The following is a 19,825-nucleotide window of genomic DNA, read 5'->3' on the forward strand; positions in this document are numbered from 1 at the left end:
AACGGTTTTCGCGATTCCAGCGATTGAATGGTGATTATAATCTATTATCTATTTCCACCGCGCATGACTCCCGCTCAGTCGCTGATTCGCAACGCCGCGATTGTGCTCTGCATACTCAACCGGACAGTAACCCGCCCCTTTTCGGGGAGGAAGGGGGCTCTAATGTTCTTACGATGCAGTTTATCGTGACATAACCGGGTATTGTAAGTGTCATCAGCCACGGCTGACCTGATTTTCCTGTGAGTCTGTTGGATGAGTCCGCTGGGGCCCCTGAGTCGGTTCAACGAGAGGGGTAGCACAGATAATGTCATGTGTGTTCACATCAATGGTCAAATGCAGTTTCCGCCAGATGCGATAACGCTCTTTGCCAGGCTTTTGAACTTTCCACTCACCGTCACCGAAGATCTTCAGCACGGAGGCATCAATTACCCTATGCGTAATCTCACCTCGGCTGGGCGTTGTAAAACTGATGTTAACCTACCTGATACATTTACTGACACGACTGTAATCAGGGCTGTGCAATGGGATGTCCAGCAGGGAAAAATGGATCAATAAAGCCCGGTGCGACCCACTGGGTGAGTCGGAGTATATGCTTAATTGCCATGACGGCGACGATGGCAAGGTCAGAATAGCGCAGAGGTCGCCCCCGTGATGAGGGGGATACTGACTCATACTGGGAGGATCATCTCGTCATCCAACACAGGAAGTGATGGCGCCTCGGTTGACGGATGCTTTGCTGTCGTTACGCCAGTGGGTGGTCTGCTTTGCTACGGAACCAGCTGTGTTGCCGGATGGTACGTGATCTGATCTTTCAACTCAGCAGCAGTTCGATTTACTCAACAATGCCGATATGCAATATAAATAATAGGTAATTATGTGATTATTTAGATAATCGCACTTATATTGATTCAGATGACTATAATTCCTCGTCACTTTACTTCAGTAAATAACACAAATGGAGAGCGTATGAGAGCGAACTTGAATTTAGTCTTGAATAGCTATGATTGTGTGTCTGAGCTAGAGTGCTTATCTATTGAAATTGACATTCTTATGTCTGAGTTTATATATGCAAATAAGATAGAGAAAAGCGCCTTGCATGAGCACATATTCTTAACATATCTCCTATCAATACATCATAAAATAACATTATTGATACAAGCCAGAAAGGCGGAGAAGAGAATGGATGTAGTGTAACTCGAGTAACTGGTGATTATCTTACAATGAATAGACAAATTTAATTAATGCAGTAATTATATTTTTTGTTATTGTAAATTGAGTTATATGCAAAATAGTCATATTAACCATTTTGTATTGGTGGTAATGCTTTTTATTATTTGTTTATGATTCGTTTATGTTGTTAATAGTTTTTCATGTATAGTTCTTCGTTTTCTTCTTGAAGGGGGAGGGTAAGTGTCGGCTTTGATAATTAGAGGGGAAACCCTATATATAAATGAGGAAGAGCAAGCTCTATCCGCTAGTGAGGTTGCTTTGCTATATTTATTATATAGCAATCCAAATGTTATATTTGGAAGTGATGATATCATAAAAAAATGCTGGCCAGATCGTATCGTTTCTGCTGGCTCTGTTCCTGTATCAATAAAACACATAAGGGATACCTTAAAAAAAATAACAGAAAAACAAGTGATAATAACGCATAAAGGTAAAGGATACAGCTTTGATAATATTGCTGGATATATAAGTATAGACATGTGTGATATCAACCAGGGGGCTATTAGCTTAGCGTCTGACAGTAAATTCAGCGTAACTAAAATAAAAACACTATTTGTTATTGCTGTTGGCGCCATTTTTATAGTCGGTTTATTAGATTGGTTGAGTAATACGTTTATTATTGTTGATAATGATCTGGATGTTTCCTCTGGACATCTGGAAATGAGTAAGTATAAGAAAAGTTCAAATGGAGAAGTTATATTTCATGATGCAAATGGCAAAGTCATTCGGTGTAACAATGCGACATGCTTGGAAAGTAGTCATTAATTTCAAGGTAGTATTGATCGTTTTATTGATTTCTATCATCCTACTTGGTAAGGGGACATTCAATGGATATTTTAACGATACATATAATGAATCGAGAGGAGTTGTTGAGCACATAGATTTATCTATCAGTAACTATAGGTTCAAACTGGCTCACTTTGTGAGCGATGAAAATAAAAATTTACTCTTAGCTGAAGAGGAAGAAGGAGTGGCTATTAAATTGTTTAATGGTAAATACCATCTTCTCCCCTTACATTATCAGAAAACCTTTTCTGCTATTAAATATATTGCATCTTTTGATGAGCTAGGTAGCATTAGGGCATGTCTTTATGATTTTGATAAAAAATCTAGGAGGCGTGTGCTTTTTTTAGATAATGACAGGGGTGGTATTGTTTTAAATGGAAAGTCTGTATACCCGTCATCACTATTTCTCGAAGGAGAAGGGCACGATAATAGCTTCTTTCATTCCAAATAAACCATGAATCCAAATACCTTCATAGCTTTTATCACCTAGGGTACCTGGTCTATCCTGGTCTATCCTGGTCTATCCTGGTCTATCCTGGTCTATCCTGGTCTATCCTATCCCCTTTGGGCTATTGATTCGGATGGCGCATAGTTATTTTCATTATTATTTATTAATAATGAAAATAACTCATAATATAGCCCCACCCCTCTATTTTTATTGTAAATAACTTATTTTAATACTCGTCATGCCTTATGCTTTTGTGGCTATTGTAGAGTCGTTTTTTTTGAACATCTATCGAATTATCTAATGGAAGGGGGAAGGATGAATTGTAAAGTGAAGTGTGTATCCCAAGGCGAAGTATTAATTTATTTTATAGGCGTATGTCAGTATGAATTGTTTGGCGCGGAGTTGCTAATGGATAAGTTGGTTGAAAAGATAAATGGCGCTGGACTTAAATGTTGTCAGTCAATTGTATTGTTACCATCAGCCATGAAGTTAAAATATCTTGGTGAAACAATAAAGTTAATAAAAGATAATGGTATTCTTCATCAAGTTGATATCCTTCTCTTTGTTGCAAGTTCTGGTTGGGGCATTAAAGTTTTAAATAAAATGTTATCATTTCACTCAACGTATGAGCCGTTTTCATTGGATTCATATAAAATAAAAATGAGTAAAAATTTAAAACTTGTGGAGAGAAAGAGTATCAAAGCGGCTCATAATTCATTTGAGTCTCATTTACTATCATCCATTCTAAATGGGGGAGATAGTAGGGCATTGCCCAAGACAAGGCCAGAATCTAAGGCTTTTTCACAGAGAAAAGTTTCACTTATAAAGCAATATGGATTCCGGCATTTTAATCATTTTTGTATTTTTCTTCAAGGTAGTGAGTCTCTCATTAGAGATTTGTTTTTATCCTATTAGCATAAACGGATCATATCGCCTTGTTATTTTTTATGGTTGGAGTCCCTGTGTTACGCCATCTGAATTTTTTTAGCTTTGGCTTTAGTATTGTTGTGCGTATTTTATTTCTTGTGGCATTTGTTTTAATATTAACAACTAAAATGGTTGCTGCACAGTTACACCCATTACAACAGTTCGAACCATATATTCATGTATATACATTGAAAGTGGGGGATAGTGCTACATCTGTAGCGGAGAAATTTAACATTACCCTGAAACAGTTATACCAACTAAATAAGTTTCGTAATTTCGAAAATGGCTTTAGTCATTTGCAGGTGGGTGATGAATTAGAGGTGCCGATTCTTATTCTTCATCAAGAAGATAAATTCCTTTCATAAAGTGAAATGCATTTTTAAAAAAAAGGTTTGGAATAGCTTGAAAGCCATGATGATTGTATTGATGATAATAAACATTACTGCTTGTAAGTCTATAAGAAAAGAACAGCAAGAGGTTATTGTTATGAGAAAAGAGTCGTCAAGTTTTATATATAATAATATAAATAAGGAACTTGTTGCTTGGATTAAACATTTTGCAAAAATCGATAGTGATAAGCTATAAGCAAGCTTATTTGATATGTTATTACTATGGTGTTTATTTATGGTAAGTAAAACTCGGCTTATGACAGAGAAAATATTAACTGGTGATAATGTTCTACATGCTGCAATGGAGCGTATTGATTGGATCTTTAGAACATTTACATCAGTTTGCTTATCTTTTTCTGGAGGAAAGGATTCCACTATCCTTTTCCATCTTGTCGCTAATGTTGCCAGAAAGAAAAAACGTCGTTTCTCTGTATTATTCATTGATTGGGAAGCTCAATATGAGTGCACGATCTTGCATGTTCGTAAGATGCGAGATGTATATCAAGACGTAACGGAGAATTTTTACTGGATAGCACTTCCTTTGAAGACGGTAAATGGAGTATCTCAGTTTCAGCCTGAATGGGTATGCTGGGAGCCAAAAGTAGAGTGGGTCCGACAACCCCCAGATCATGCTATTGTAGATTCAGCATATTTCCCTTTTTATCGGCATGCCATGACATTTGAAGAGTTTGTGGTGGATTTTTCATCTTGGCTCGCTAGCACCAATAAATGTGCTGTCGCTATATTGACTGGTGTACGTGCAGATGAATCTCTAAATCGATTTATGGGGTTGGTATCGCATCGCAAACAACGTTATGCAGACGATAAGCCTTGGAGTACAGCATCTCCTAAAGGGGATTATTATACAATGTATCCTTTGTATGACTGGAAAGTCCGTGATATATGGATATATAATTCCAGAACTAATGCCATTGTTAATCCAGTGTATAACCTGATGTACAGGGCCGGTGTTTCATTACACAACATGCGCGTCTGTGAACCTTTCGGACCGGAGCAGCGCAAAGGGCTGTGGCTTTATCATGTCCTTGAGCCGGAAAGTTGGGCTCGCATGTGTTCCCGCGTCTCCGGATGTGTCAGTGGGGCCCTTTATGCTAATGAAACTGGCGCTTATTTCGCTCTACGAAAGCAGATATCAAAACCATCTCATCATACTTGGCGTAGTTATGCTATGTTTCTTCTGGATGTTATGCCAAGAAAGACTGCTGAGCATTACCGGAATAAGATAGCTGTATACCTGCGGTGGTATCAGACACATGGTTACCCAGAAGATATTCCGGATGAACAAATGAATGATTTAGGTGCTAAAGATATTCCATCTTGGCGAAGGATCTGTAAGACACTAATTAAGAATGATTTTTGGTGTCGGACGTTATCGTTTAGTCCAAACAAATCTAGATACTATCAGAGTTATTTAAGTCGGATGAAGCTAAGGAGAAAAGAGTGGGGGATTTTATGACGTTGGAAGAGTTGAGTAATATGATTCATCGGTATTTCAGACTAAATGAAACAGAAGATGAAAAAATTCAGGCACTAAACTATTTGCGCAAATTACTTCATGAGCTTAGCCCCTTTGTGTTAGAACCGGTAGATTGTATTCTGTGGGTGAGGGCTGATCAGGTAGTAACTAATGATTATAATCCTAATGTCATGGCCCCGGCGGAAAAGAAATTGTTAAAGCAGTCATTGGAGAAGGATGGATTCACTCAACCAGTGGTTGTGTCGGAAGAAAAAAACCATTATCTGGTCGTGGATGGGTTTCACCGTCAGTTATTGGGTAAAAATAAGGGAGGGGTCGGAGATAGATTGAGGGGGTGGTTACCTGTCACCTGTATCAGAGCAGAAAGAAAAGGGCAAGCAGCGCGTATCGCAGCCACCATTAGGCACAATCGAGCTAGAGGTAAACATCAAATAACATTGATGTCTGATGTTGTAACGGAGCTATCACAACTCGGGTGGACGAATGAGAATATTGCTCAAGAGTTGGGGATGGATCAGGACGAAGTCCTTAGACTAAAGCAAATTAGTGGATTGACAGAGCTATTTCAAGAGGAGGAGTTTAGTCCCGCATGGACTGTTCGTTAATATATGCAATGGCAATGGCAATGGCAATGGCAATGAGGGGGAAGGGGGGAGACTACGGCAAGATTTCGAAGCGTATCACACTATATAAAGATGCGTACTTCAAGTCATGATTTGTCCTCTGCTCACTTTAGGCTTCTGAGAAGCTAAGATTTCAGATAAAAGGATTATCTAAGAGTTATCTATTAAAGTAGAGTGATTACTTAAAGGTGGCGCCTACCCTATAAAATATCACCATGAACATTTTATTTGGCGACATAGTGACCTCGGCTGATTAAGTATATAAATAAAATATATTAGTACCTCATTGCCATAGGAGGATAGTAATCCTGCTGTGCATGAAAAGTTACCAATGACTTATATGAACCTTCTTGTTTGTCATTTTTATAAAAAACATGAGCGATATGTAGTCGTGAGTTATTTGTGATTGTATTCCCTGTGAGCACTGCCAGGTTAGCGACAACAATAGTATTGTTGACCTGCCTGATATCATTATTTCGATAAATTTAAGTGAAATAATGAGATATTATCACTAATTGTTACTCCATATGATACTTTCATAAGCGATTGGACTGATTTTTATTCCTTTCGATTAAAGGCTAGGCGATAGTCATGAGGGCGGTTTCAACAGGGTGATACATTATTCTTACATGATTGCTTTCGATAATATAACTAGGGATAAAATTAAACCTACTAAAGTTGTTAGGTTTTAAGTTATTGGCTTTAATGAGTTGCTAACTACTATCAATAGAGGTGAGAGGGGTTATGAAGAATTACATCACACAAGCTTTAACAGTAGTTTATATTATGGTTTTAATTGCGGTAACAATATATGCTTCATTAATAGATGCAGATATTGAGCTGTTTAGAAAAGATGTTAGTGGCGAAATAAAGAGAAATCATGCGGGAGGGTTTTCTGTCTCATCTAAAAATGAATGGGAGTTATGTAATATGAGTTATCTTTTTTGTGTAGGGGTTCTGGCAAGAGAACCATTTATTGACGCTGTTCCTGCATATGATTTATACATTAATGGAATGTATTATGCTAACACTAAATTTACCGCCAGTGAAATCAAAGGTATTTGCCGAGCTACAAACAATAATGTCTCATATTATTTCAAAGACTAACTTATCAAAATAACAGGTATGGTAAAGCATCATGAATATAAAATATAAGAAAAGGTTTGTTTTTATCTTTGCCGTTGTAGCTGCATTAGTGTTTTTTGTATCGCCCCCTTTTTTAACAATTAGAGATGTCCATACGCTATGGAACAATGTTTTTGATGGCGGTCGTGATTCAAATCATAACCATGAGAAATATAACGTACTAAACCCATTGGTTTTAAAGCAATATGATGGCAATGTTTTTACCTATATCAATCATATTGATCATATGCAGTGCATCGTTCTTGTTAGTAGTTTTATGTTTTATGTGAAGAATAGAGTTGGCACTTATGCTGAGACATGTATAAATAACTATTGTAGGAGTAATAGTCTGAAGTTAAATAATGCTTTGATTTTATTGGAGTCATGCAGTGAATATGATAACAATATTGTGATAAAATACTATAGAAATAAGTATTAATATGGTTGATGACGAGCTTGTTGTTTCCATTTGGTCTCTACTCCCCATTGCGATGGGGAGTAGACATATGTACTATCTTTTAAGATAACCTTTCTCATATCAGATATCGATGTTATTTTACACTTACTTTTAGAACGAAAAGGGTATCCGCGATACATGCTTGTTTTTTATTGATTTTTCGGACCTAGCATTGCTAGGTAAGATAAATAGTCATTTATTGATGTATCTTAGACGGTTATTCTTGATGGTTAATAGATTGAATCGGCTATTTTTGAGATCTCTAACCATAGATCGTAGCGCGTTACACTCATCAGATGATGGGCACTGCTAGCGGTTACGCGTAAAAATACCTGTTTTGCTTTACTTTTAATCTAAAACTCGTTTTTCAGGCGCAATTATCCAGTAACGGGGTCTGAAGCCATCGCTTTTCGCCATCAGATGACAGCCTGTCAGAGAGCATTTTTGCCGCGTGCTCGTCCACTCCTGCGCCGGTAAAACGCAGCTGACTTTTACACTGGATACCCTCGTACGGGGTGGTGCTCAGGAAGCCCTTCATCAGTACCGCGCGCACCTAGGTCGTTTCGGTTTTTCCCATACACACATCTTCAGTGCTTCGTAAACCTTCTGCAACAGCTGGCCCCGTTCGCGGTTGGCTAGACAATCGTAGTTCCGCACCATGTTAAAGTTCCGTGCCGGAATGTGGCTGACGTAACGCTGTAGCATTCCTCCTGGCTAGATTTTCTGGCGTGTGTTGCTGTGTGCGGTGATCGTAATACTGATATATACGCCACCGCCTCGGTAATGGCACTGCGGAGAGGCCGCCACCGGCGATCGCTTCGGGCGGCGTTTTTCAAGGCGCTGGCCCAGGTATTTCACGTTGTGCCAGACACCTCGGATCTTTTGGGCAAAGTGTCCCTTCCAGGCCCGTCGATATTGTGCATGCGGGTAATGGCGCCTCCCGTCTGCGTTACGGGTATAGTCGGGACCCGGTAGGTCATTGGGGGATTCGCGCATAGTTATCTCGCAGAAGGTGAACGACGGCGTTGCGCCAGATGGTTTCTACCTCTTTCTTTTTAAAGAACAGCAGTCGCCAGACGTGGTGTTTGATATCGAGTCCAGCGCGGGTAACGGAGACATGAATATGCGGGTGCTGATTTAGCTGCCGACCATAAGTATGGTGCGCGCAGAAGATATCCACTTCGATTCCCTGTTGGCGCGTCCCGCGGAGCATGGCGCGGGTGGTACAGCGGAAAAGCACATTACGCAGCGACCAGGTATTGTTGAAGAACGGCCATGGTAGGTGAGGTATGGTGACGGTGATTGCTGCCTATCACCGTCAGGGAGGACGTGCAGCTGTTCGGCGGCCTGGAGGTCACAGCTGTCGCAGGCTTTGGACTTGCAGTTCTGGCATAAGAAGCGGGCATGGCTACAGTCCGACGAGGCGCTGTCGTCGCGGCGAATATCCATGGCACAGGAGCTACCGGCGAGCATGCGCTCGACGACGAGTTTGATCCTGTTGCCGAGGGGCGCCATGTTTATCGGGATACCGGAGCCCGCCGCCCTGCGGGAGTAGAAGTTTTACGGGGCGCACCATGTACATGGTGCAGAGCCTGCAGTGCGGCCGCGGGCAGGAAAAGGGCATCGGCGCTAGTCGGCTCACGCCACAGGCGGGCTCATTTTATGCGGGTATCAACGCGACGGGGTATGCGTCATCGCGTGAGCGGCCGGGCTGTCAGGCAGCGCTGGCGTTGAGATGAGGCGGGATCTTAACGAAGGCTGATGGCAGCCTCGCTGCCGTGCTCGCGCCATAGGGGCGCTACGTTCAGATGAAGGTGGTGAACGTTTTGCTGTACTGTACTCGTTTATCAGTACCTGTCGGCTGAATGGGGGGCGCCAGAGGCGTGGCTGCGTTATGTTCTGGGACATATCCAAGACTGCCCGGTGAACCGGCTGCGCGACCTGCTGCCATGAATGGCAAAACTCACATCTGCATAAGCGTCAATACAGTACTTAATTAACGCTTATTCATTTACTTCCCGTTTGACGTCTTTTCTGAAAAAGAATAAAGCATACACGGGATGGTGGCAGATGAAAATGTTGCGCATTTCATAATCACTTTGTGATTTGACTATAATATTTGATTCTTTTGGGTTATGGTACTGCTTAATTGCCCTCTATACCAATCCGTTTACACTGCATTGAATCTAAGGTCTGCATCCTAAGCGCTTTACTAGATTGCTGTTCGCAAATATATTCCACCGCGTGAAATGCAATATTATATCTAGCCTTTTTATTACCAGAATATTTCTTCGAGTGGGTAGAGCATATGCTACAGCGAAAAGCTTATATAACGACGACCAAATCATACCATTATGCTCGGGGAACATTAGTGTGCTCTACAGCATTATTCGTAACCGCATTGGTGTTGGCCTTTCTGCCAGGTTTAAGCAGTTCGATAGAAAAAGAGAAAATCGAAACCAACACGCCCAGCCCCTCATCACTGTTTGACTGGACACGATACGAGTCATTTACAACTCGATATCAGTCAGATGAAATCCTGGTTGTCAGCAATTCATTGGGCCTCGTTGAAAATAGGTAATCATGCTGTTTTTAGAGGCGTCAATATGCCTATCATACTTGTGTATTGCTCTCTATCCTGATGTTACTCCACTGACTTTAGAGTGCTGCGCCCCTATTTTTTAAGGGGGAATAATATCTATTTATTCAACAACGCTACTCACGGAATGCTATTCGCAAAATTACCCCATTATAGTGCAGTTTAATATTATTTCTGGATATTCGTCAATGTATAAAACACGGCGGCAAAAAGTGAAATCAATCATAAATACAAATATATGCAATATCGTAAAATGCCTGCGGCGGCGGTTTATCCTTTGTGTAATATCGGGATTTCTTGGTTTGCTGCTTTGCTCTTCTACCTTTGCCAGCGGTATTACACTGGGCGCCACGCGCGTTGTTCACCCGGCTGATGCTGCGCAATCAACCTTCTCCGTCAGCAACAAGACCGATGCGTCAACCTACCTGATCCAATCCTGGGTGGAAAATGCCACCGGTGCCAAGACCAGCGACTTTATCGTTACGCCACCGCTGTATACCAGCGCGCCGGATAATGAAAATGTGCTGCGGATCGTCTCGTCTGGGGCCGCCCATCCGCAGGATAAAGAAAGCCTGTATTACCTGAACATCAAAGCCATTCCCTCCGTGGATAAAAAGGCGCTGGAGAAACACGAGGGCGGAAGCCTGATTGTGGCGACCCTGATGCAGGTGAAGCTTTTTGTTCGTCCTGCCGGCCTGACTCCGTCTCGGGAGAAGGCGGCGGACAAGCTGGAGTTTACCCGTAAAGGGGCCAACCTGAACATTCATAACCCCACGCCCTACTACCTGACGCTGATTGACATAAAGGTAGGAACGAAAGCCCTGCAGGATGTCATGGTGCCTCCCCGGGAAAGCGTATCACTTGCACTGCCTGCCGGCAGCGGTGGAACGGTGAGCTGGAGTGCCATCGGCGACCATGGCGAGCAGGATAAAGCACAACGGATTATTCCCTGAGGAATTTGGGGATGTCTGGCCATTTCACCTTTCGACTGAGCGTACTGGCGACCGCGCTGCTTTGTTCTCATGCCCAGGCCGAAGAAGCGCTTTGGTTTCCGCCCGAGCTGGTTTCTGGTGTGGCGGAAACGGCAGACCTGTCTCGGTTTGAGCGAGGAGAGCAACTGCCGGGCACCTACAGCGTCAGTGTTTTCCTCAATCAGGAGGCGCTCGGGGTGCGCGACATGGCATTTGGGGTTGCCGATACGCCGGAGAAGCGGGCCGGCATCACGGACAGTACCGGCCTGATGGCGGAGCTGACCCGACAGGAGCTGATTACTGCCGGCGTTCGTCCGGAAGCGTTTGGTGAACAACGGGTTGACGAGGGCGTTGCCGTCCAACCGTTGTCACCAGGCAGCATCATTCCTCAGGCAACGACACACTTTGATTTTCAGCGGATGCGTTTGGACATCAGCATCCCGCACAAGTGGATGCAAAAACATTCGCGCAACGGGCTCTCCCCGGAGCAATGGAATGACGGCATTGCCGCCGGCCTGCTGAACTGGTCTTTGAGCGGAGCCCACACGAAGGGACGCTATGGCGGCAGCGCCAGTTACTTTCTGCGGCTGAACAGCGGGGTAAATGTCGGTCCCTGGCGGTTGCGTGATGAACGCACGCTGAGTGAAAACCGCTACGCCTCATCACACAGCCGAGAGTGGCGTCATGGACGCACCTGGCTTGAGCGGGGGATAACCTCTTTACGTAGCACTCTGATGATGGGGGACATGACCACTGCCGGCAATATTTTTGATTCCACCGAAATACAGGGGATTAGTCTAAGGACGGAAGACGCCATGTATTCGGATATCGAACGGGGATATGCCCCGGTAATACGGGGGACGGCCCTGACAAATGCCCGGGTCAGCATTCGCCAGAATGGTTACAGCGTGTATGAGACCAATGTGGCTCCGGGGGATTTTGCGATTGACGACATCAACCCGGTGTACTCCAGCGGCGACCTCGAGGTGACAGTGACCGAGGCGGATGGGAACGTCCGCATCTTTACGGTGCCTTATGCCACCTTGCCGGTTTTGCTTCGGGAAGGGCGCGTGTCATACACCCTGAACGCGGGTCGATTGCATGAGAGCGGGCGGCGCGATGCCCGGGAGTCCGGCCTGATACAGGGCACCTTGGCCTGGGGGCTGCCCGGGGGTATCACGGTCTATGGCGGCATCCAGCTAACCCGGAAGTATCAGTCTGCGGCCCTGGGCGCCGGTATCAACATGGGGACATGGGGGGCGGTATCGGCTGATATCACGCATGCGGACAGCACCTTGGCTGACGACTCTCATCATCGCGGACAGTCCATTCGGTTTTTATACAGTCGGGGTTTTGAAAGTACGGGAACCACGTTCCAGTTGGCCGGTTACCGTTACTCCACCCGGGGATTTTACACCCTGGAAGAAAGTTACCGGTCATTCATGCGGGGTTGGCGAGGCGAAGAGCGCCGTGACACCTCTGGGCGACGACTCCCCCGCCCGGTGACGGATTGGTATGACCTGAAGGACAACCGCCGGGAGCGGATGGAGGCCAACGTGTCTCAGCGCGTGGGAGACCACAGTTTGCTGTATCTGTCCGGCAGCCGACAAACGTATTGGAACGGTAAGGGGGCGAGCACATCGTTGCAGTCCGGCTTTAGCAGCCAACTCGGGCCTGTCAGTTACAGCCTGAGTTACAGCGAGAACTACAGCTCGTCACTGCGAGAGACGGACCGGGGGGTGAGCCTGTCTCTGTCCGTTCCGTTGGACGCCTTGTTCTCCGGTGCGGGTAAATCCACCTATGCCTCATGGGGTATAGGTCATAACAGCAGCGGCGGCATGACACAGCAGGCTGGATTGAGCGGTACCGCTCTGGCGCGGGACAACCTGAGCTGGAGCCTCTCCCAGAGTTACTCCCGCCAGAGTGGCAACGGTGACAGTTTTCAGGTGGGGTATCGGGGAACCTATGGTGACATCGCCGCCGGCTACAGTCAGGGCCGTGACTACCGTCAGGTTAGTTATAACGCCGCAGGCGGCATCATCGTTCACCGCGGCGGTGTCACCCTCGGCCAACCGCTGGGGAGCACTTCCGTTCTCGTGTCGGTGCCCGGCGATGCCGGTGTGCCGGTGGAAAGCGGCTCCGGGGTTAGGACGGACTGGCATGGATATGCCATTCAGCCCTGGGTCAGTGAATACCGCGAGAATCGTATTGCACTTGATGTCGCGCATCTGGATGCGCGCACCGACGTTGAGAAACCGGTGGCGCAGGTTATCCCAACGAAAGGCGCAGTCGTCAAAGTGGAGTTTGCAGCAAAAACCGGGCTACGTGCCCTGATGACGTTGACAAAAGACGGTAAGCCACTGCCGTTCGGCACCACGGTGAGCGCCGGGGAGAGCACCGGCATTGTGGGTGACGGCGGTCAGGTATTCCTGTCCGGTCTTACCCCTAAAGGCTCGCTGACCGCGCAGTGGGGACGCGATGCCGGTCAATCCTGCAGAGCCTCATGGATACTCCCTGCGGCAGATGCGGAGGGCCTGCTGACAAGGGGATCGGCAATCTGTCGATGAAACCGAATTTTTAAACCATTGCGTTAGGCAGTAACACACTAAGGAAACACACAATGAAAAGCACCATCATGAAAAATGTCACCGGTCTTCTGGTTCTGGCTTCAGCCGTCCAGCCGTTTGCCTCTCAGGCGGGTGAGGCGTCTGCCACGGTAACTATTACGGCGACCGTGGATGCCACTGTGGCATTGGATGTTGCCAAAACATTTGACCTGAAAAACAAGAAAGACGTACAGACACTGGATATCAAGACGACGAGCAATGGCACCAAGGTCAAACTGGAAGTGTCCCAAGCCGAGGCGGCAGATGACCATATCGTGCTCTCCGCTGGCGAGGGCAAGGACAAGCTGACAATGAATGTGAAGGCCACCCTGGGGACTTCTACAGAAAAATTTAAGAGCGGCACCCTTTCAATAGAAGTTCCTGCGGCTACCACTCAACAGACAACAAAACTGAACCTGACAGCCCTGCCGACGGCGACGCAGGTCGCCGGGAAGTACAGCGGTACCATTACCGTGAAGGCATCGACGATGTAAGGCTGTCATGCCCCTGATTCGTCATCAGCTCCCTGATGCGGCGTGGTCTCTGGCCTATGAGTGGCTTTGCCGGCAATGGCGAGCGAGACCTGAGATGGCGCTGGCCACGGGAGCTCAGCGGTTTTGAGCGTTATCTGGAGAAAACACAGATAGGCCGATAACGGTTTTGACTGGCAGGGGCTATGGTTCGGGCCTGAGGGGGCTGCCCTGGCGCCCCGCGCCTAAATAACCATCATGAGCGAAGCCTGCGGCTTTTTGAGCAGGCCTGGAGAGGGGGCTGTCTGAGCATGACGCCCGGCTGCGGGTGCAGGTGTACGCGGCTCGATGGCATCGCTGGGCTGACGCCATATTGCTGGCTGCCTGATAAGGAATGAAAATGCGAAAAATTATGCTGTACGTTGCTATGGTGTGGTCGGTGCTCGCGGCTATGCCTTGTTGGTCTACTACCCTAAAGGTGGAAACATTGTCTACGGGGATGAGTGCGGGTGAACATTCAAATTATTGGGATAAATGGCTAGACCATTGGATCGTAATCGCCCCAGAGGGGTGCGTGATATCTAATATAAAAGAAGCCAAATATTTCGACGATAACCTTTTGTATAAGTACTGGGCTGACATGGCTATCGTGGAGGGTGAAGGTACTCGAGAGGTAACTCTATGGATAAAGGAGCAGAGGGAGCAGGGGTATGCTGACACTAGCAGGTGGAAGGGTGAGGTATACGTGAAGTGCCTCGGGCCCTCACGGAGGGTACAAGTTAAGAGCATTGGCTACTATAGAGGCTCGGAAAAAATGTGGGCGGGGGGCTTGGACTTCGACATAGACGTTACCGGTGGACAATCCGTAACCGCAGAAGTGAATGACCTGAACTTCCCTATATCTAATTACGGATGCACCGCGTATCAGACCATTGGGCGGGCCTCGTCTGATATAGCTTCACTTACCGGAACGATCGTCAAAAAGCCGAGTGAATCGTCGATCCAATTGGAACTGGCGTCTAAATCGGGTGAGCTGCGGGCGCGGATATGTAACACCGGTGTTGGTGCGGGACGCTACTCATGGATGGTAACGGCAACACTCGCAGTGAAGTGACATTGCGTTGTTAACGTCTAGGTGTTTCGCCCCTGCACACGATTCTGTGTAAATGCCTTTTGCAGACATGACCGTTCAGGCGGTCACCGAACTCGATAATAAAGCGACTTATCGCCATGCGCCGGCCCCTCAGCGGCATAGTCCATTTCTGTGACACCGCCTGGATTGCCAGCCACACCACCTTTTTCACTGCGTTATCCATCGGGAGCACCTTACGCTTTTTGATGGCGTGTCTGATTACGTTGTTTAGCGACTCGATGGTATTGGTCGTGTAGATCACCTTACGATCTGCCGGTGCCAGAAATATCGCCACGATGGTCACTACAAAGGGCGTAAAACTCGGCCGATGGCTGGCCGGGCGGCTGATGAAAGAATTGGGTATCACCAGTTGTCAAATACCGGGGCATAAATACAAACGAGGGGGCAATGAGCATGTTGAAATCCCGAATCTTCTTGCCCGGCAGTTTACCGCCACAGAGCCAGACCAGGCCTGGTGCGACAATGTGGCCTACATCTGGACGGGCAAGCGGTGGGCTTATCTGGCCGTAGTGCTGGATCTGTTCGCCCGCAAACCGGTGGGCTGGTCGTTATCGTATTCACCCGACTCAGACCTCACCATAAAAGCACTTCAGATGGCATGGGCGTTACGAGGACGGCCATCTGGCGTGAGAGTTCATGGATACCGACGACGGGCTATGAAAGCTCCGGGGAGGCACGGTTAGCCGTAATCCGTTATATCACGGGGTACTGCTCTCAGGCCTCACTGGTATAACGGCGGCTTAACGCCAAATGAATCAGAGTGGCTGTTCCACAAACAGTCAGGTCATGTGGCCAAAGTTAGTTGACCACGACACAGAGATGTTCAATCATCGCTGTGAGTCAGTTGCCTGTGGAAAATAGAGCTGATATAACCAATTAGTAGTGTTACCAGGAGTAATTCTTCTGAGTGATAAATAGAAACGCCGCATATTGCGGCGTTATATTTCATGGTTGCCATTACTAATTACACGAAATGGTGAATTTCATTATCGTTTTTGAGCCTCGTCGAACTGTAATAATATTATCACCAACGCCGTTATCGCAAGAAACTTTATTCTCATTTACAAAAACATTTCCAGAGCTAGCAATGATATTTAAATCTGGAGCTAGCGACCAATTTAACTCTTCTATGGGTCTGTTACCGCAATTAGGTACCGGTGTACTATCAAGCTTAATCGTAATATCATCCCTGTCTAATTTTATAGGGGTGCGGTGCATTGTATGACATTGATCATTCCATCTCCGCAGAGTCACCTCTCCTACAAATGGAGAAAAATGCACGACCTTTGTTTTACCGTATATATCAAAATTAGTTCGTACTTGCACCGTAATTTCCTCGAGAACATCATCTGTTAGCGTAAATCGTACTATGCCATTCTTATCTGTCTTTTTCGACCGTGAACTCAGGAAACCTGAAGAACTACTGATGTATACGTTTTCATTAGGAATGTTCTGGTTAGATTTATCTTTTACTTGCGCAGTAAAAGCTATCTGGTCTGTAGAATATTCTTTGTCTGCGGTGAGCGCATAAATCTTCGCTGAGGCGGCATCCGCTTTAAAGGTGACAGATGCTGTTTTGCCTTTTGTGTCAAATGGCGTCGTCGCGGTCACGGTAACGTTCTCAGCTGCTGTATCCGTCAGCTTTGCGTAAGCCACCCCGTTATCATCGGTCGTCACCGTATTCTTAGACAGTGTTCCACTGGTGGCCGCCAACGTGACCTTCACCCCCGGAACAACGGCGCCGGCAACATCTCTCACCACCGTAGTAAAGGTGATGGCATCCTTGCCATTATCAACGGCAACGTCTTTGTCTGCGGTGAGCGCATAAATCTTCGCTGAGGCGGCATCCGCTTTAAAGGTGACAGATGCTGTTTTGCCTTTTGTGTCAAATGGCGTCGTCGCGGTCACGGTAACGTTCTCAGCTGCTGTATCCGTCAGCTTTGCGTAAGCCACCCCGTTATCATCGGTCGTCACCGTATTCTTAGACAGTGTTCCACTGGTGGCCGCCAACGTGACCTTCACCCCCGGAACAACGGCGCCGGCAACATCTCTCACCACCGTAGTAAAGGTGATGGCATCCTTGCCATTATCAACGGCAACGTCTTTGTCTGCGGTGAGCGCATAAATCTTCGCTGAGGCGGCATCCGCTTTAAAGGTGACAGATGCTGTTTTGCCTTTTGTGTCAAATGGCGTCGTCGCGGTTACGGTAACGTTCTCAGCTGCTGTATCCCGTCAGCTTTGCGTAAGCCACCCCCGTTATCATCGGTCGTCACCGTATTCTTAGACAGTGTTCCACTGGTGGCCGCCAACGTGACCTTCACCCCCGGAACAACGGCGCCGGCAACATCTCTCACCACCGTAGTAAAGGTGATGGCATCCTTGCCATTATCAACGGCAACGTCTTTGTCTGCGGTGAGCGCATAAATCTTCGCTGAGGCGGCATCCGCTTTAAAGGTGACAGATGCTGTTTTGCCTTTTGTGTCAAATGGCGTCGTCGCGGTTACGGTAACGTTCTCAGCTGCTGTATCCGTCAGCTTCGCGTAAGCCACCCCGTTATCATCGGTCGTCACCGTATTCTTAGACAGTGTTCCACTGGTGGCCGCCAACGTGACCTTCACCCCCGGAACAACGGCGCCGGCAACATCTCTCACCACCGTAGTAAAGGTGATGGCATCCTTGCCATTATCAGCGGCAACGTCTTTGTCTGCGGTGAGCGCATAAATCTTCGCTGAGGCGGCATCCGCTGGTTTAACCTTGATAGTCGTCGCGGCGGGATTAGAGTTATTACCGTTGTTATCAACGCCAACCGCTTTAATCACGTATTCCTGCGCAGTATTAGCGAGTTTGGTGTACAGGTATGACGGCAGCGTTACTTCTAATTGGGTAAGCGACAGTTTACGAAATGAGCCGCCGTTAGCGAAGAACTCCACAGAAGCCGTCCATTTGACATCCCTTAGACCATATTTATCTTTAGATACCGTGAGCGGTAGTGTTATTGTTTCTGCAGCTTCAGCTGTGACCGTGTTTGGCAATGAGATTTCCAGCAGATCCTGCTTGCGATATTGCATCACGATTTCATTGTTACGGTCGACGAGTTCGTACGAACTACCCATCAAGCTACGTAATACCTTAACGCCGTCAATGCTAATTTGTTGCGCCCATGGCACACCAAATCGATAATTAACGTTGATCCCAATACGGCTAGCGTCTTTCCTACCCCCGGAGTACTCACCCTTCAGGGTAATCAGCGGGATTGGTGTATAACTCAAGCCAAATGTTAGTGCTTTTGGATTATCTTTCAAGTCATCAGCATGACTACCGATATTCAAACGAATACCTTCACCAAAATATTGCTCGTATTTAAGGCTGGCACCTAATTGAGGATATGACGGCAAATACGCTTCAGCACGAAGGTCAAAGCCGCTGGCTGGACGTTCATCATAATCTTTCATGGCGGATAAACGGGACTCATGCCAGTCTGTTAGACCATAGTAGCCATTTACTGCCAGCTTCATATAATCCGCCCACATCTCCCCACCGATACCTGCACGTGCATGTTTCCCCGCGTAACTATAGTCGTAGAAAGTATTGACGCCATACATCCAGTTGTTGATATGTTTTCGATAACCCACACCAATATTGACGTAGCGACTGTTGCCAACGCTGGCATGCAGCCCAAACTGCGAGAAAAGCAAACCATCCGAACTTTCTGTGATTGGGAGTAAAACATCACCAGAAATTTTATTATCAAAGGAAGCATTAATGCGTACGGTGCCTTTTTGATTTGCCCATGCGTTAATTTTCTCTTTTATTAGATCTTCACCAATGCTTTCTGCGTAATTAATAGATAAATTTTTGATGTTCTCACTAGACAGGATTCGTCCTGCCTGCATTACGACATCCGCAACTTTAGTTGCAGGAGTGGGCAGTTGCGAAGGAATTGACTCACCGCCACCAAGAGACGGTAATTTATGGGTGTTCTGATTTTTTTGAAAAATGGCTGAGTTTCCCCCGCTCACATTTCTAGATTCACTGGCTCTAACTACTGAACTAACAGAAAACAATAATGGGGTAATTGTTTGAATAGATATCATCACCCATGATGTTATATTCACTATTATTTTGGCTATTTGAGTGGGGAGTTTAGGTGTCATTATTAAAAATAAAAATTAGATGGATTGGGTTGATATTATGGGGAGAAATCAGTGGATTTGATCATTATTTCTGGTTAATTTTGCATTAATAATGCCGCGCAAACAAAAGAACAGCCCCTCAGAGGGGGCGTGAGGCGACCTTTATGTTTTGATAATGTGAGTGATGATGTCTGATGACCACGTCATGGCAGTAGACCCACTTGCATATGACATGACTCATCAAGGAGGTGCTATGACAACATAGCATAAAAAACGGATTATTGATTACTACGCTGTACTGGATGATCCTGCCCCCAAGATAAAGTGGAAACCATATGGTTATAAAATGGCGAACGAAGTTTTCCTGCAACAGCATTACGCGCCGATTATCAATTAGCGAAATATCGAGA

General features: G+C 46.2%; 14 protein-coding genes and 5 pseudogenes. 14 read left to right on the top strand and 5 right to left on the bottom strand.

Going from position 1 to position 19,825, the window contains the following annotated elements; translation table 11 throughout:
• Positions 1-51 precede the first annotated feature (51 nt).
• Positions 52-815, bottom strand: a pseudogene (locus ETEE_RS21910) (IS5 family transposase); the annotation flags it as partial.
• 595 nt (positions 816-1,410) lie between these two features.
• Between ETEE_RS21910 and ETEE_RS20175 the strand changes: the two are divergent.
• The 8 genes from ETEE_RS20175 (at position 1,411) to ETEE_RS21295 (ending at position 7,465) form a co-directional block, all read left to right on the top strand.
• Positions 1,411-1,995, top strand: a complete 585-nt coding sequence (locus ETEE_RS20175; RefSeq protein ID WP_071881910.1) for a winged helix-turn-helix domain-containing protein — start codon at positions 1,411-1,413, stop codon at positions 1,993-1,995.
• Entirely contained in the window at positions 1,967-2,467 is a 501-nt protein-coding gene (locus ETEE_RS21280) for a PsaF/MyfF family fimbrial adhesin regulatory protein (RefSeq protein WP_227625186.1), read from the top strand. The genes ETEE_RS20175 and ETEE_RS21280 overlap by 29 nt, the downstream gene beginning before the upstream one ends.
• A gap of 405 nt (positions 2,468-2,872) precedes the next feature.
• Complete coding sequence (locus ETEE_RS21285) at positions 2,873-3,379, top strand: hypothetical protein (RefSeq protein WP_156119378.1); 507 nt, start codon at positions 2,873-2,875, stop codon at positions 3,377-3,379.
• 47 nt (positions 3,380-3,426) lie between these two features.
• Complete coding sequence (locus ETEE_RS12025) at positions 3,427-3,756, top strand: LysM peptidoglycan-binding domain-containing protein (protein WP_072006773.1); 330 nt, start codon at positions 3,427-3,429, stop codon at positions 3,754-3,756.
• 259 nt (positions 3,757-4,015) lie between these two features.
• Positions 4,016-5,257 carry a phosphoadenosine phosphosulfate reductase gene (locus ETEE_RS20180; RefSeq protein ID WP_071844203.1) on the top strand — a complete coding sequence of 414 codons (1,242 nt, stop codon included), beginning with the start codon at positions 4,016-4,018 and terminating at the stop codon, positions 5,255-5,257.
• Positions 5,242-5,883: an IbrB-like domain-containing protein gene (locus ETEE_RS12035; RefSeq protein WP_034165837.1), complete on the top strand. Its 642-nt coding sequence runs from the start codon at positions 5,242-5,244 to the stop codon at positions 5,881-5,883. The genes ETEE_RS20180 and ETEE_RS12035 overlap by 16 nt, the downstream gene beginning before the upstream one ends.
• A 762-nt stretch (positions 5,884-6,645) precedes the next feature.
• A complete protein-coding gene (locus tag ETEE_RS21290) occupies positions 6,646-7,008 on the top strand; it encodes a hypothetical protein (protein WP_144242816.1) in 363 nt (120 codons plus the stop codon).
• A gap of 31 nt (positions 7,009-7,039) precedes the next feature.
• A complete protein-coding gene (locus ETEE_RS21295) occupies positions 7,040-7,465 on the top strand; it encodes a hypothetical protein (protein WP_144242817.1) in 426 nt (141 codons plus the stop codon).
• 385 nt (positions 7,466-7,850) lie between these two features.
• Here the strand turns inward: ETEE_RS21295 and ETEE_RS22350 are convergent.
• Positions 7,851-9,065: pseudogene (locus ETEE_RS22350) on the bottom strand (IS91 family transposase).
• Between the two features lie 222 nt (positions 9,066-9,287).
• Here ETEE_RS22350 and ETEE_RS21620 point away from each other — a divergent pair.
• The 5 genes and pseudogenes from ETEE_RS21620 to ETEE_RS12060 all read left to right on the top strand — a co-directional run.
• Positions 9,288-9,436: pseudogene (locus ETEE_RS21620) on the top strand (transposase domain-containing protein); the annotation flags it as partial.
• A gap of 834 nt (positions 9,437-10,270) precedes the next feature.
• A complete protein-coding gene (locus tag ETEE_RS12045; protein ID WP_081854067.1) occupies positions 10,271-11,035 on the top strand; it encodes a fimbria/pilus periplasmic chaperone in 765 nt (254 codons plus the stop codon).
• Between the two features lie 11 nt (positions 11,036-11,046).
• Positions 11,047-13,620 (top strand): fimbria/pilus outer membrane usher protein, encoded by a 2,574-nt coding sequence (locus ETEE_RS12050; RefSeq protein ID WP_051905087.1) that lies wholly within the window; start codon positions 11,047-11,049, stop codon positions 13,618-13,620.
• Positions 13,621-13,673: 53 nt separating this feature from the next.
• Positions 13,674-14,153: a hypothetical protein gene (locus ETEE_RS12055; protein ID WP_034165835.1), complete on the top strand. Its 480-nt coding sequence runs from the start codon at positions 13,674-13,676 to the stop codon at positions 14,151-14,153.
• 388 nt (positions 14,154-14,541) lie between these two features.
• Entirely contained in the window at positions 14,542-15,243 is a 702-nt protein-coding gene (locus ETEE_RS12060) for a hypothetical protein (RefSeq protein WP_144242818.1), read from the top strand.
• Positions 15,244-15,253: 10 nt separating this feature from the next.
• Here the strand turns inward: ETEE_RS12060 and ETEE_RS12065 are convergent.
• Positions 15,254-15,541 (bottom strand): annotated as a pseudogene (locus ETEE_RS12065) (transposase); the annotation flags it as partial.
• On the opposite strand from ETEE_RS12065, the pseudogene ETEE_RS21915 reads away from it, so the two are divergent.
• Positions 15,531-15,920, top strand: a pseudogene (locus ETEE_RS21915) (DDE-type integrase/transposase/recombinase); the annotation flags it as partial. The pseudogenes ETEE_RS12065 and ETEE_RS21915 overlap by 11 nt on opposite strands.
• Before the next feature lie 322 nt (positions 15,921-16,242).
• Here the strand turns inward: ETEE_RS21915 and ETEE_RS12070 are convergent.
• Together ETEE_RS12070 and ETEE_RS12075 are read right to left on the bottom strand one after the other, a co-directional pair.
• Entirely contained in the window at positions 16,243-17,409 is a 1,167-nt protein-coding gene (locus ETEE_RS12070; protein ID WP_227625206.1) for an Ig-like domain-containing protein, read from the bottom strand.
• A gap of 74 nt (positions 17,410-17,483) precedes the next feature.
• On the bottom strand, positions 17,484-19,376 hold the full coding sequence (locus ETEE_RS12075) for an inverse autotransporter beta domain-containing protein (protein ID WP_227625187.1): 1,893 nt from the start codon (positions 19,374-19,376) through the stop codon (positions 17,484-17,486).
• Between the last annotated feature and the right edge of the window lie 449 nt (positions 19,377-19,825).

Source organism: Edwardsiella anguillarum ET080813, from assembly GCF_000264765.2.
In the GTDB taxonomy this organism is placed as follows: Bacteria; Pseudomonadota; Gammaproteobacteria; order Enterobacterales; family Enterobacteriaceae; genus Edwardsiella; species Edwardsiella anguillarum.